The 13,637-nt window shown below is 51.5% G+C and carries 12 protein-coding genes; 1 reads left to right on the forward strand and 11 read right to left on the reverse strand.

Annotated features, from left to right (window positions below; translation table 11 throughout):
- Positions 1 to 56: 56 nt before the first annotated feature.
- Positions 57 to 524, reverse strand: coding sequence for a transcriptional regulator NrdR (gene nrdR / locus WFK81_RS19150; RefSeq protein ID WP_015843146.1), 468 nt, complete (start codon positions 522 to 524; stop codon positions 57 to 59).
- A gap of 117 nt (positions 525 to 641) precedes the next feature.
- Between nrdR and WFK81_RS19155 the strand changes: the two genes are divergently transcribed.
- Positions 642 to 866 carry an alpha/beta-type small acid-soluble spore protein gene (locus tag WFK81_RS19155; protein ID WP_336787989.1) on the forward strand — a complete coding sequence of 75 codons (225 nt, stop codon included), beginning with the start codon at positions 642 to 644 and terminating at the stop codon, positions 864 to 866.
- 78 nt (positions 867 to 944) lie between these two features.
- Here WFK81_RS19155 and WFK81_RS19160 read toward each other — a convergent pair whose 3' ends face one another.
- The 10 genes from WFK81_RS19160 to WFK81_RS19205 all read right to left on the reverse strand — a co-directional run bounded on the left by WFK81_RS19160 (position 945) and on the right by WFK81_RS19205 (position 13,430).
- Positions 945 to 1,511 carry a lytic transglycosylase domain-containing protein gene (locus WFK81_RS19160; RefSeq protein WP_336788269.1) on the reverse strand — a complete coding sequence of 189 codons (567 nt, stop codon included), beginning with the start codon at positions 1,509 to 1,511 and terminating at the stop codon, positions 945 to 947.
- On the reverse strand, positions 1,508 to 2,104 hold the full coding sequence (gene coaE / locus WFK81_RS19165) for a dephospho-CoA kinase (protein WP_336787990.1): 597 nt from the start codon (positions 2,102 to 2,104) through the stop codon (positions 1,508 to 1,510). The genes WFK81_RS19160 and coaE overlap by 4 nt, the downstream gene beginning before the upstream one ends.
- 47 nt (positions 2,105 to 2,151) lie before the next feature.
- Positions 2,152 to 2,856, reverse strand: coding sequence for a sporulation membrane protein YtaF (gene ytaF, locus WFK81_RS19170; protein WP_336787991.1), 705 nt, complete (start codon positions 2,854 to 2,856; stop codon positions 2,152 to 2,154).
- Between the two features lie 113 nt (positions 2,857 to 2,969).
- Positions 2,970 to 3,833, reverse strand: coding sequence for a DNA-formamidopyrimidine glycosylase (gene mutM / locus WFK81_RS19175; RefSeq protein WP_336787992.1), 864 nt, complete (start codon positions 3,831 to 3,833; stop codon positions 2,970 to 2,972).
- A 299-nt stretch (positions 3,834 to 4,132) separates the two neighbouring features.
- Positions 4,133 to 6,805: a DNA polymerase I gene (polA, locus tag WFK81_RS19180; protein WP_336787993.1), complete on the reverse strand. Its 2,673-nt coding sequence runs from the start codon at positions 6,803 to 6,805 to the stop codon at positions 4,133 to 4,135.
- Between the two features lie 128 nt (positions 6,806 to 6,933).
- Positions 6,934 to 7,605: a phosphate signaling complex protein PhoU gene (gene phoU / locus WFK81_RS19185; protein ID WP_336788270.1), complete on the reverse strand. Its 672-nt coding sequence runs from the start codon at positions 7,603 to 7,605 to the stop codon at positions 6,934 to 6,936.
- A gap of 23 nt (positions 7,606 to 7,628) precedes the next feature.
- The gene (pstB, locus tag WFK81_RS19190; RefSeq protein WP_336787994.1) at positions 7,629 to 8,405 is read right to left on the reverse strand and encodes a phosphate ABC transporter ATP-binding protein PstB; all 777 of its coding nucleotides are present in this window, start codon (positions 8,403 to 8,405) and stop codon (positions 7,629 to 7,631) included.
- A gap of 206 nt (positions 8,406 to 8,611) precedes the next feature.
- Positions 8,612 to 9,751: a methyl-accepting chemotaxis protein gene (locus tag WFK81_RS19195; RefSeq protein ID WP_336787995.1), complete on the reverse strand. Its 1,140-nt coding sequence runs from the start codon at positions 9,749 to 9,751 to the stop codon at positions 8,612 to 8,614.
- A gap of 489 nt (positions 9,752 to 10,240) precedes the next feature.
- Complete coding sequence (locus WFK81_RS19200; RefSeq protein WP_336787996.1) at positions 10,241 to 12,436, reverse strand: hypothetical protein; 2,196 nt, start codon at positions 12,434 to 12,436, stop codon at positions 10,241 to 10,243.
- A 454-nt stretch (positions 12,437 to 12,890) separates the two neighbouring features.
- Positions 12,891 to 13,430, reverse strand: a complete 540-nt coding sequence (locus tag WFK81_RS19205; RefSeq protein ID WP_336787997.1) for a Gmad2 immunoglobulin-like domain-containing protein — start codon at positions 13,428 to 13,430, stop codon at positions 12,891 to 12,893.
- Positions 13,431 to 13,637: the final 207 nt, after the last annotated feature.

Raw genomic sequence — 13,637 nt, forward strand, 5'->3', positions numbered from 1 at the left:
TGTTATAGATGCAAAAATAGCCCTTCCCATAAAGGGAGGACTATTCGCGCACAAAATTAATTGTTCATTGGATGTTTGGATAACAAGCTGTTCAGTTCTTTCATGAACATGTCGATGTCCTTGAACTGTCTGTATACGGAGGCAAAGCGAACATACGCCACCTCGTCAACCGGATACAGCTGGCTCATCACGATCTCGCCGATCTCGCGGCTTTCGACTTCCGCGAGCGCTGTTGTCCGGAGCTCCTTCTCCACTTCGGAGACGATGACCTCGAGCCGTTCGACCGAGACAGGACGTTTCTCGCATGCACGGATTAAACCGCGCAAAATTTTATCGCGGCTGAACTCCTCCCGGCTGCCGTCTTTCTTAATCACAATAAGCGGAGTTTCCTCAATCATCTCGAAGGTCGTAAAACGGCGGCTGCATTTTTCGCATTCACGCCGTCTGCGGATGGACTTGTTCTCGTTAGCTGGCCTGGAATCAAGCACTTTCGTACCGGCAAAATCGCAGTAAGGGCATTTCATTTTTTTCACTCCTTCCGAATCCTGTTTTTATTTCAAAAGAAATTTCCAGTCGTTACCTGAATGAAGTTGCGAATTCCGCACATAATACATTTACCAACCGCAAGGAGGTGAACATCAATGAGCTCGAACAACAACAGCAACAGCAACCAACTGCTTGTACCACAAGCTAACGCAGCACTGGACCAAATGAAATATGAGGTCGCTCAAGAGCTGGGTATTACGTTGTCGCAAGACGGTTACTACGGCAACCTTCTTACTAAAGACGCAGGTTACATCGGTGGTAACATTACTCGCCGCCTGGTGCAAATTGCAGAACAATCCCTTGCTGGCCGCCAACAATAATTTCATTAGTCATGTATAACAAAGGCTTTGGTTGTTCGTCCTGAAGCGGCGGACAGCCAAAGCTTCTTCTTGTCCAAGTTAAATAACAGGATAAAGATCTTTGTACTTATTATAATAATAAATAACGCGTTGTACATAGTGGCGGGTTTCCCCATAAGGTATTTGATCCGTTGTCTCCAGTTTTCCATCCCATTTGCCCGAATCCAGCCATTTTCTGACATTGCCGGGACCAGCGTTGTAAGCTGCGATAACGGCTACCGTATTCTGCTTGAACTGTTTGTGCAACGACTGCAGATACCATGCCCCAACTTCAATACTGACATCCGGCCGGTTCTGCAGCATATCTCTTGTGACATTCTTGAAATCTGCCTGCTGCACGATCCAGTCAGCCGTATCTGGCATAATCTGCATGAGACCTAGCGCTCCTTTTTTGGAGACTTGTCCGGTTGAATAATTCGTCTCCGTCCGGATAATTGCCGCAATGAGATGCGGGTCAACACCATAATTCGATGCGCTTGCGCGTATGTCTTCCTTGTACTGAATCGGATACATCATCCGGGCAAGCCAAGTGGAATTAAGAAATAAGACGCCAATGAAGCCGATGAGCAGAAGAAGCAGCACTCTTTTTCGAATCAGCCACTTCATGGCAAACCCTTGATATTCCAAAAATCGTCCACCTGCCGCCTTGTTTCGTCAAGTGAACCGCTATTATCAATAATCCAGTCCGCACGGCTTCTCTTCTGCTCAATATCCATTTGAAGTCCAATGCGTCTTTCCGCTTCTTCCTCCGCAAGTCCATTTCGTTCCATCAGCCGTTTCAACTGAAGCTCCCGGGGAACATACGCGACCATAATCCCGTCATACAGCATTTCTTGGCCCGTCTCAAACAAAAGAGGGATATCCGCAACAACCAATTGCCGTGGATTCTGCTCTTCATATTGTCTGATCCTATGCTGCATGCGGTTTCGTATTGCCGGATGCAGGATATTCTCAAGCTTCGCCAGCAAATCGCGGTTGTTAAACACGATGCCGCCTAATGCCTTCCTATCCAAAGTTCCATCCGTATGTATAACAGCTTGTCCAAACGCAGAGGCGACCGCCTCTAAAGCCGGTTCGCCGGGCATAACAACTTCTCTCGCAACCTGATCAGCATCGACCAGCATCGCACCGCGTTCTACCAGCATGGCAGCAACGGTGGTTTTGCCGGTAGCGATTCCGCCGGTTAAACCGATCTTCATTAGCTTTCACCCCATTCAAGTAAATCCTGCGTATTGCCAGTGTAATTCTATAACAGCTTTAATATGCCGATTATGATTAATAAAATGCCCGGAAGCACCGACACCGCCTGCATGCCTTTCCAGTTCGAGAACCGGAAGCCGAACCGCATTCCGCCAAGCAGGAATAAAGCACTCGCCGCAGCAATCATAATGGGTGTCAATAAAGGAGATAATCCGATCATTGCCGCTCCGATTCCGGCGCCAAATGCGTCAAACGACAAGGCTACGCCAAGCATTAACGCTTCTGCCGCGGAGATCGTTCCCGACTTATCCACGTCGGCGGCTTGAGGAGTCCGCAATATTTGTATAACCAATCCCAAGCGCTTCAATTCAACGATCACGACAAGAACAGGATGTGTTCGGTCAACCTGCTCCTGATCGGCCACCGCCGGACGATCCGCATCACCTTCGGCCTGACCCTCGGCAGCTTCCGCTTCACGGCCGCTCCGCCTTAGCTGCAACAGCGCCCATGTACCAATGCCCACAAGCACAACCGCTCCAATCAGCTTAGCCACAAAAGGCGACAAATACCCCGTAATCCATGAACCAACCATCATCGATAAAAAAATGACCAAACCTGAGCAACAAGCGATAATGACAACCGACAAGAGCGGTATTCTTATTCGCCGCAATCCGTATGTCACGCCTACTCCGAAGCCGTCCACGCTGACGGCAAAAGCAAGCACCAGCAAAGAAGCAAAATGCGCGAACACCCCGCAGCCCTCCCCGCAAACCGGATGTCTCTAGCTGCGCCGACGCGCTTTTCTAGACATCCGCCTATTGTTCGTAACAACAATAGCATATGCGGGGAAATCGTTACGGTGCATTAAACCTGCGGGACAGCCTTTTTGCGTGCCTTCGGCAAAGGCTGACAGCTGGCGCAGGTATGCGTCCCTCTACCGCCTACAACCGATTTCTCGATTAATCTGCCGCAGCTTGTGCAAGGCTCGTCTTTTCTGCCGTACACGAGCAGCTGGTGCTGGAACATCCCCATTTCACCTTGCCCGTTCACGTAGGATTTGATGGATGAGCCTCCTGCCGCGACAGCCTTCGCGAGAGTCGATACGATCGCCTCATGGAGACGTATCCATTCCGCCTTTTTCAAGGAATCGGCCGTCCGTTCCGGATGAATGCCTGCAAGGAACAAAGCCTCATCCACATAAATATTGCCAAGCCCGACGACATATTCCTGATTTAGAAGAAGCGGCTTGATTAGGCCTGATTTTTTTCCAAGCAAACCTCTCAAGACATCCGCTGTAAAAGCTTCATTCTCCAGCGGCTCGAGACCAAGCTTGCTTAGCGGCTTCATCTCGAATTCCGTTCCCGGCTCGAACAGATGCATGGTGCCGAATTGGCGTACATCCTTATATCTCAGATCCGTTCCGTCATCGAAGTGGAACAGAACATGCGTATGAAGCTCGACTGGCTCGTCGCTTGGGAATACGCCATAGCGTCCTTCCATCCGAAGATGGGAGACAAGCACGAGACCGTCCATGACAATTCTCAAAAACTTCCCGCGACGCTCAACCGTTTGGATCGTCCGGCCGGCAAGCGCCATTTCGAACGCCTCCGGTTCCGCCGGGCGTTGTATGATACGAGGCAGCTTCACTTCTACCGAAGCAATTCGCTTGCCTGCGACTAATTCGATTAATGTTCTTCTGACCGTTTCAACCTCTGGCAATTCGGGCATCGTTATTCACCTCAAACCCATTATACCTGATTCGGCTGGGCTGCGGGACGGGATAGTTTTGTCAATCCCGTTGCTCAGGCGAAACTTTCGCGCCTCACTTGGCATGGCATTAGCCATCCCAAGCTTAATCATCGCGAAACTTCGCTTTGGACGGATAGTTGACAATCCCGTTGCTCAGGCGAAACTTTCGCGCCTCACTTGGGATAGCATTAGCCATCCCAAGCCCAATCATCGCGAAACTTCGCTTGGGACAGGATAGTTGACAATCCCGTTGCTTAGGCGAAACTTTCGCCAGCCTATTACTTCGCCTCGTACCAGTTGACCCCGTAGTTTACGTCAGCCTTCAGAGGCACGTCCAGCTTCAAGGCGCCAGCCATCACGCTTGGGACAAGCTCCTTCATGAGCTCAAGCTCCTCCTCCGGAACTTCGAATACCAATTCGTCATGTACCTGCAGAAGCATACGGCTTTTCAGCCCGCGCTCGCGAAGCGTCTCATCCATGCGCACCATAGCCAGCTTGATAATATCGGCTGCCGTGCCCTGAATCGGCGTATTCATCGCCGTACGCTCCGCGAACGAACGGAGATTGAAGTTGGAGGCCTTAATATCCGGCAGATAACGGCGGCGTTCCAGCAAGGTTGTCACAAATCCATCGCGGCGGGCTTGCATAACAATATCGTCCATGTACTTGCGAACGCCTTGGAACACCTCGAAATACTGTTCGATAAACCTAGCGGCTTCCTTACGCGTAATATTCAAGTTCTGGGATAAGCCAAAATCGCTTATGCCGTATACGATACCGAAGTTAACCGCCTTCGCCGAGCGGCGCATATTCGCATCCACTTGATCAGCCGATACGCCAAACACGTCCATCGCCGTCTTTGTATGAATATCCATGTCGTGGATAAAAGCTTCCTTTAACCGCTCATCGCCCGAAATATGGGCAAGAACGCGCAGCTCGATCTGCGAGTAGTCCGCCGCAAGAATGTACCAGCCGGGCTCGGACGGCACAAACGCCTTGCGGATCTGCCGGCCTTCCTCCAGCCGGATCGGAATGTTCTGCAGATTCGGGAATTGGCTGCTGAGACGCCCGGTTGCCGCGATTGTCTGACGGTAATACGTATGGATTTTGCCCGTTTCGGGACGAACCTCTTTCAGGAGACCTTCAATATACGTTGACTGCAGCTTGGACAAAGTACGGTAATGCAGAATCAACGGAACGATCTCATGATAAGGAGCCAGCTTCTCCAATACTTCCGCGTCTGTCGAATAGCCGGTTTTCGTCTTCTTCTGGACGGGAAGTCCCAGCTTCTCAAACAATACCTCGCCAAGCTGCTTAGGAGAGCCGATATTGAACTCCGTTTCGGCCAAGCGGTAAATTTCGCTAACGGCTGCCGACAGCTTGCTCTCAAGCTCGCTTCCGAGACGCTCCAGCTCTGCCTTTTCCACCTTAATGCCTTGGCGCTCCATTCCGGCCAGCACAACGGACAACGGCTGCTCCAGCTCGAAATACAGCTCGTTCATGCCTCGTTTCTCGAGATCCGCGCGCATCAGGGACGTAAGCTTGCGGACGGCATCCGCCTTGACGGACAGATGGCGGTATAACGTCTCGTTGTCCGGCACTTTGAATTTGGCGCCTTTACCGTACACAGCTTCGTCATGAGGCACCGAAGACTGACCATAACGGTCGCACAACGCGTTTAGCGTCAAGTTCGTATCGGTCGGATCGAGCAGATAAGCGGCTAACTGCACGTCAAAAGCAACGCCGCGCCATTCGATTCCTCTCCAGCCAAGCGCCAGCTCCGTCTTATGCGTATCGAAACCGTTTTTAGGCTTGTCCGCATCCTCCAGCCATTGCCGCAGCTCCGCCGCGAACGGTTGTTGAAGCGCCGTTACAGGCACCACATAAGCCGTATCCCCTACCGCTGCAGCAAGTCCCAGCACATCTGCCTGATGAGGATTCTCGCCGATGGCTTCCACATACAAGCCATGCTCCGCGCTTTGCAGCGCCGACAGCATGTCCTTCAATGCTTCACCGTTATTATCGGATTCAATAACGACGATGTTCAGCTCTACAGCGGGAGCTGCCGACTCGCCGCCTTCCGCGCCTGCGCCATTCAGATCGAGCCGCTCAATAAGCGATTTGAATTCCAGCTTGCGGAACGCATCGGCAAGCGTAGCCGGCTGGTAGCCTTCGTAACGGATATCTTCCGCGCTATGCTCAAGCGGTACCTCGCGGAAGATCGTCGCAAGCTTTTTGCTCATGACCGCATCGTCTTTATGCGTTTCCACCTTTTCCTTCATCTTGCCTTTGAGGCTGTCCGTATTCGCCAGTACTTCCTCTACCGAGCCGAACTCATGCAGCATCTTCAGCGCCGTTTTCTCGCCTACGCCTGGGATGCCCGGAATATTATCCGATGCGTCGCCCATCAGCCCCTTCAGGTCGATGATCTGCATGGGCTTCAGCCCGTATTTCTCTTCAATGGCAGCCGGGGAGAAGTGTTCAACTTCGCTGATCCCTTTGCGGGTAATCGCAATCGTAACGTTATCCGAAGCCAGCTGCAGCATATCCTTATCGCCCGTCACAACAAGCGTCTCAACGTTCTGCTCATCGGCGAGACGCGTCAGCGTGCCGATAATATCGTCGGCTTCGTAACCGGTCAGCTCGAATTGCGAAATGCCGAATGCCTTCAGCAAATCCTTCATAACCGGGAATTGCTCAGACAGCTCCGGCGGCGTTTTCGCGCGGCCGCCTTTATATTCTGTATAGCCTTCATGGCGGAACACCACTTTACCCGCGTCGAATGCAACCAGCACATGGGTCGGCTTCTCGTCTTCCAGCAATTTAAGCAGCATGGTCGTAAATCCAAACACCGCATTTGTATGTAAGCCTGCTGAATTCGTAAGCGGCGGCATCGCATAAAAGGCACGGTTTGCGATACTATTGCCATCAATTAATATCCACTTGTCCATTCCGGCACCTCACCTAATCGTTCTACCCTCTATCATACCATATTTATGAAGCAATCTCCTCGCCGGCGCCCGGCAAAAATAAAAAGCCTGTACCCGAGAAACTCGGATAACAGGCTTCTTCTAACTTCTTAAATACTGTGCTGAGTGTTCAAATCAGGACGCTTGTTCGTCACCAGGTATACGACGCTTTCGCCGATGTTGGTCGCATGGTCGCCGATCCGCTCGATATTGCGGGCAACAAAGTTCAGAACTGTCGCCTGCGAGATGTTGCGCGGGTTTTCCATCATAAGAGACAGCAGCTCCCGCGAGATTTGCGCGCAAAGCGCGTCAACCTGGTCGTCTTCCGCCGCCAGCTTGTAAGCCAGATCCACGTTTTCTTGTACAAAGGATTGAATGGACTCGTATGTCATCGTCTGCACGATTTCCGCCATCCGAGGCAGGTCAATCAAAGGCTTGATTAACGGCTGGCCCTCAAGACGGATAACAAACTTCGCAATGTTTACGCAAAGATCGCCCATTCTCTCCAGATCGGATGCGATCTTGAACGCGGCCAGAATCCGGCGCAGATCCTTTGCAACCGGCTGCTGCGTCGCAATCAATTTAGAGCCCAGATCTGTAATCTGATCCTCCAGATGGTTAAGGTGCTGGTCATTGTTAATGATCGCTCTTGCTTTCTCGATATCCGTACCGCTCAGCGCCTTCATCGAATCAACAAGCGCTTCCTCTACGAATGTTCCCATCTCAACGAGCAGGTTATGAAGCTGCTCCAAGCCATGGTCAAACTCTTTTCTTGTGGTCATCATTTATACATTTCCCCCTTGTGTTAGCCGAAACGTCCACTAATGTAATCTTCCGTGCGCTGGTCGCTAGGATTGGAGAACAGCTTCTCCGTTTCCGAGAACTCCACAACCTCGCCGTTTAAGAAAAATACCGTTTGATTCGAAACGCGAGCCGCTTGATGCATGTTATGCGTAACCATAACTATCGTATACCGGTCCTTCAGCTCTTGCGCCAGCTCTTCGATCTTCAGCGTGGAGATCGGGTCAAGCGCCGAAGTCGCTTCGTCCATGAGCAGAACGTCCGGGTTTACCGCAATAGCGCGTGCAATGCAAAGACGCTGCTGCTGGCCGCCCGAGAGACTGAGCGCGGAGCGCTTCAAATAATCCTTCACTTCATCCCACAGTACAGCCGCCTTCAGACTTGTCTCGACAATCTCGTCCAGCTGCTTCTTGTTTGTAATCCCATGGAGGCGCGGACCGTACGCTACATTGTCGTAGATCGATTTCGGGAAAGGATTGGGCTGCTGGAACACCATGCCAACCTTCTTGCGAAGAGTCTCGACATCTACGTCGCTTGAGTAGATTTCCGTTCCGCCAATAGCGATGCTGCCTTCAATTCTTGTGCCAGGGATCATGTCGTTCATCCGGTTAAGCGTCCGGAGAAGAGTCGATTTGCCGCAGCCGGAAGGTCCGATAAAAGCCGTGATCGCTTTCTCGGGAATCGTAAGGGATACATCCTTCAAGGCATGGAAAGCTCCGTAATACAAATTCAGTTTGTTAATGTTGATTAAGGGCTGCGTCTGCAATAAAGTCGTTTGCATGATCGTTCTCCTCCGTATATACATGGATAATGAACAGCAGCCCCAGATGAACGAGTTTCATACTGAGGCTTGGCCATCCATTTCGAATCATAACCGTAGTAAAAATGGGTAACCTATTGAATAACCATACATTGCGTTTTTAGCTCTGACGTATCTATCCTACTAGCCTTTTGTAAATCGGGTATTGCCGTTTTGTAAATTCCGTGTTAAAAATAGGACCCCAGAAGCTTATCGATCTCCTTGGAGACGTGCACCGTCTGCTGATAAGCCTGCTCTGACAGCTTGCCAATTTGCTCGGTACTATTCTTGCTGTTTGCCGATGCTTGGAACAGGTGACTGAACACGCTGCCTGCTTCTTGAACGCAGGATTCGCTGACAACAGCCTCTTCCCTGCCTTCACGCGCAAGCAAAGCCGTCTGCGCAATCGCTTCAACAATCGTCTTCGTCAGCGTCGTAATCGCCTCGGCGGAACGCTTCGTTTCGCTGGCCAGCTTCATAACCTCACCGGCTACTACCGCAAAACCTCTGCCATGCTCGCCTGCGCGCGCCGCTTCGATGGAAGCGTTAATGGCAAGCAGGTTGCTCTGATCCGCCAGCTCTTTGATCAGCTTGGAGACATGGCTGATGGAGCCCGCTTCGGCCTGCAGCTCATTCATCCGATGCTCCTGCTGCATCGAATTCGCGGCAAGCTTGCCAAAGGCCGCAGTCACCTTGTCCAACTGATTCTTGCCGCTTAACGTCAAGTCCACCATATCTGCGGAAATCTGTTTCCCTTGCAGCGCCGACTGACGCACCGAGCTTACGGCCTCATCGATTTCTTTCACCCGGCTTCCAACGCTGTTGATTGTTTTTACCTGTGCGTCCACCGCTTCCTGCTGAAGCTTTCTGGACATCCGGAGCAGATCCGAAACGGTCAGAATGCCGATAATCCGCTCGTCTTTGGTTACAATAACGCAGTTATACAGAACGCTGTCGTCGCGTTTTAAGGCATTATCGATTAATTGCTGCGGAGAATACGCCTGATCCACGATCAACGGCGATTGATCCATCAACTCCGATATCGGCTTTTCATAATACAGATCTACGCCAAACCTCTGGCTCAGCCGCATAAAAAATTGATTGCGCATCATCAGCCCTACCGGCTTGTCCTTGTCCATCTCCACACCGGCTATAACTACACATTCACTGTCCGGATATTGCTTGAACAACGCAATGGTGTCTTTGCAAGAACTGGAGGCTGCAATTATCGGCGCCTTGCGGATAAATTCCAACAGGCGGGTTGAGGTTGGAACAGCCGCTTCGACTTGCCTCTCTTGCGGTTGACGGTCCAATACAGCAATGGTCATTGTCTCTCACCTTTCTCTCTGAACTCCTTTAGCACTACTATAGGGCTTAAGCATCAATTCCATTTCATAGAAATGTTTTCGCAGCGTAAAAAATTGCCGGTTGGAATCGCAACAGATGTTTGTTTGTCGAGAAAAGCGGACATTCAAAACGGTGAGAGGGTGCGTGGATAAAGCACCTAAAGCCGGTTAAATAGCCGGTTGAGCATGGCAATAAGGTCCCCGAGGGACCTTAACATTACCAAAATATTCAAGAACGGGACGAAAAACAGCTGTTGGAGGACAAATAAGGCCCCCAAGGGACCTTATGACGGTTAACTTACTGGCTAAATGAGGCAATAAGGTCCCCGAGGGACCTTAACGTTACCAAAATGTGCAAGAACGGGACGAAAACAGCTGTTGAAAGACAAATAAGGTCCCCTTAGGGACCTTATGGAACTAAAGCAGGCTGTTGAGATAATTCAACAGCCTGCACGGCGCAACTCTCATCGTTTAGTTCCAGGCCGCTTCCACCAATACGCCTTCAGGCTTGCCGGAATGGCGGATGAGCAGAGTCCCCGAGGCTTCATCATAGACATAGTCCGCCTTAAGCCCATCCGCCGTTACGAGCTTCGGAGCCGAAGCGGCAAGCAAACGGGTGCTGACTGTCATATCCGATGGGCTCTCGGAGCGGAACGCAATCGCCTTCGCATCCGCCGTCTCGCCCTCAATACGCGAGGAGCTGACCAGAATCTTGGCCGCTTGGCCGTCGCCGGCAGTCCCCGCAGCATCCAAATCGTATAGCAAGCAATTATCGCCCGGCTTCAGCTCCACGTTGCGGACAATCGGGAGGTCATCTTCGAACAGGTCGATAAATCTACCTTCGAGCATACTTCCATCGGCAACCTCGCTCTCATCCAGAGCTTGAGCAATGACATAAGGTCCGCGCTTGATCCGAAGCATTCCGCTTTCCCGGTAAGAATCCGCTTCGCCCCTGAGCTTCAGCGCCAGCCGCACGCTGCCCCGGACGGAATCCGCGCCTTCGCTTGTACGCGATAGAGCAGCCGGATGTATGCGCCGCACAAGGACAAACCCATCCCCGCAGGCATATTCGCCATCCTCCTGATTCGCCGCCAACCCAAGCGTTTCGAACAGATGCTGGTCCGGACGCTCATAAGTGCGGCGGCTTCCATCGCGGTTCCACCATTCGCGCACGTCGTGGAAAGCATCCGATCCGTCCCCAACGTAGATAAGCACGCCGCCGTCTCTCACCCATCCCGCAATAGCTTGGTGCAGGCCTGCATGCTCAGGCTTCATGAACTCGTAGCTGAGCAGCAGCACTTTGTAATCATCCAAATACCCCGGGAAGGTCAGCGCATTATCCAGCTGTACCGGACGCAGCGGAATACCATGCTTCACAAGCGGCAGCGCCAGCCCGTAAAAGGCCGAGAAATCGAGCAGCTCACGCTGCTCTGGAGACAGCATATCCGACGTTGTCACGCCGCCTTGTTTTTTGCCTGCCAAGGTTTCCGGCTCCTCCGGCAGAACATCTCCTCGCTGATACATCGCCGAATTGGACAAAAGCAGCCCGATCCCGCTTGTATAGACGTCAGTCTGCTCTTCCTCATGATGATGAAGATCCCGGAGCACGTTCATCACCGTAAGAAGAACAGTTTTGTAACTCGCCGGTATTCCTTCCTTGCCTTTGCCGTCCTCCGTCGGATAGCCACGGGTGAATACCCGCCACGGCCAAGGACAGACTTCAAACTTCGATACGCCGGGATGAAGCAGGGAAGCGACAACGGTCGCCCGGTAGTTATAACGGTAATCGCTCCAGCTATAGCGGGGATTATCCTCGATCGGATCGTGAAGGAACCACATATCCCTTCCCGTACCGCGGGTCAGCTCCTGCATGACGCCGTATTCCAGGAATGCCGTCTCGAAGGTACGCTCCCGCCGGATGCCCCGGTATACGTTTGGCGTTCTTGCCGTCCCCGTCCAGATCTGCGCGATAAATCCATCGCAGGAAGGCATCGATACAAGCAGCGCCTCCGGGCTGATAATGCGCCATTGCGTGTAGTTAATCAAGCTATGAGTAGGAACATAGAACCGAACCTGGCGGTTATACGTAACAAGCGCGTATTCCTTCATCTGCGCGCAGAGCCGGTCAAGCGCGCGGTAATACAGATACGCCTTCAGCTTCGAAGCCCGGTATTGCGCGTCCGGCGAAAGGTGAGGAGCCGTCCACGGTTCCCCGTAATAGGTCAGCCACTCGCGCTTGAACGCCTCGGAATAACCCGATGCCGCCCAGTATTCCGGTTCCTCCAGATGGATTGCTTCGACGCCGCAGTCAATCGCCTTCTTGATATAGGTCGCCAAATATTCGGAGAAAGCGATTGTCGGATCCATATACGGCACGTCTTTGCCATGCTGAATATAGTTGCCGAACCGGTCCATTTGGGCTTCGTCCCAGTGATTTCTTCCGTCGAATTTCTCGTACAAATAATCCTGGTACTCGCCCCATGAGACGCCGGTCATGAGATGAATCGTATAGCCGGCTTTCCTCCATCCCTCGATTCGTTCCTCCAGCTTATCCGACAACCCGTACACCATGACAAAATCCGTTCTCAGATCATACTTCGGCCCATAGGGACGAGATTCCTGAAATCCCGTCCACTCAGCGCGTTCATGCTGTTTCCCCACTCGCATGATGCCTCCTTTTCAGCCGAACCGATAGTTCGGCCTGTCTTCTTCATTTGGCTTTAGAAGGTCATTAAGATGATTCGGAATATCCGAAAGTACAAGAAGTAGTTCTTGCCCCACATATTAATATAAATATTGAATATAATCAATATTTCATTAGTGCATTTAAAATGAACAGATTGACCATGAAAGTTACCTTTCTCATGATAAACTCGTTGAATTTCGATAAGAATCGTGGTATTTCGCCCATTTTCAACTTATTCAATATATTAAACATTACATAACCAAGTCTTGATTTTACGTTTTTTCTATTTACTAGCCGAAATATAGTGCGGAAGAATTATTTTCTGGCGGCAGCAACAAAAAACGGCAAGCCGAAACGCGTTATGCGTTTTGACTTGCCGCCTTGTTAGGAGAGAGCTGCTTTGAAAAAGCAGCCTGCACATTTTACACGAGAGTGTTAAAACGTTTCCAGAGGAATGCTTAACTCATTGATTCGCGACCCGTCCTTCGCGCTGTTCTCGAAAAGCTCGAGCGTCAGTGTCCCGTTCGCAGGCAGCTGCTCTGAAGGAATCGTGATCTCCAAGGAGAACGGTGCCCAGGCGGGCGCCCCCTCTTCCAGCTGTTGATGGCCTTCGAGCAAATAATCATGCCCGTCCTCCACCGCGTATTGCATAACCCCTTCGAACACTCTGCCTTTTCCGGTCACAGTGTAACGACCACCCGAGCCGGTAACCAACACATCGCAGAACGCGTTATTGCATGGGGCGATTGCAGCCCCCGAGGAAATGACAACTTTCCCCAGCTTCTCGTTCCATGCCACGGAAGCACCCAGCATATCCCCCATCGCCCGGAGCGGAACGTAAGTGTTGCCTTTGTAGGTGAGGACAGGCAGTCCCTGCCCGGTATAGACCGAACCGTTAACTTCGATTGGATAAGTTGCTTCCGACAATGTATATGCTGTCTTATTTGTAGCCGCCATGGACGGAATAGCCGTCATGAGCAAACCTCCCATTATTAAGCCAACCAAAAACCCTTTATATCCTTGAAGCATGTCCACACTCCTCATCTCCATAATACGCCCGCCTGTTGCTCTACTCCATTCTATGTGGACAAGCGTGCCGGACATGCCTGTTGCTGTAAAGATTTTGTCCGCAAACAGAAAAACACCCCTGTCTCCTCCCCAAACGGGATAGAAACAGGGGTT

It is taken from the genome of Paenibacillus sp. MMO-177, from assembly GCF_037147795.1.
GTDB lineage: Bacteria > Bacillota > Bacilli > Paenibacillales > Paenibacillaceae > Pristimantibacillus.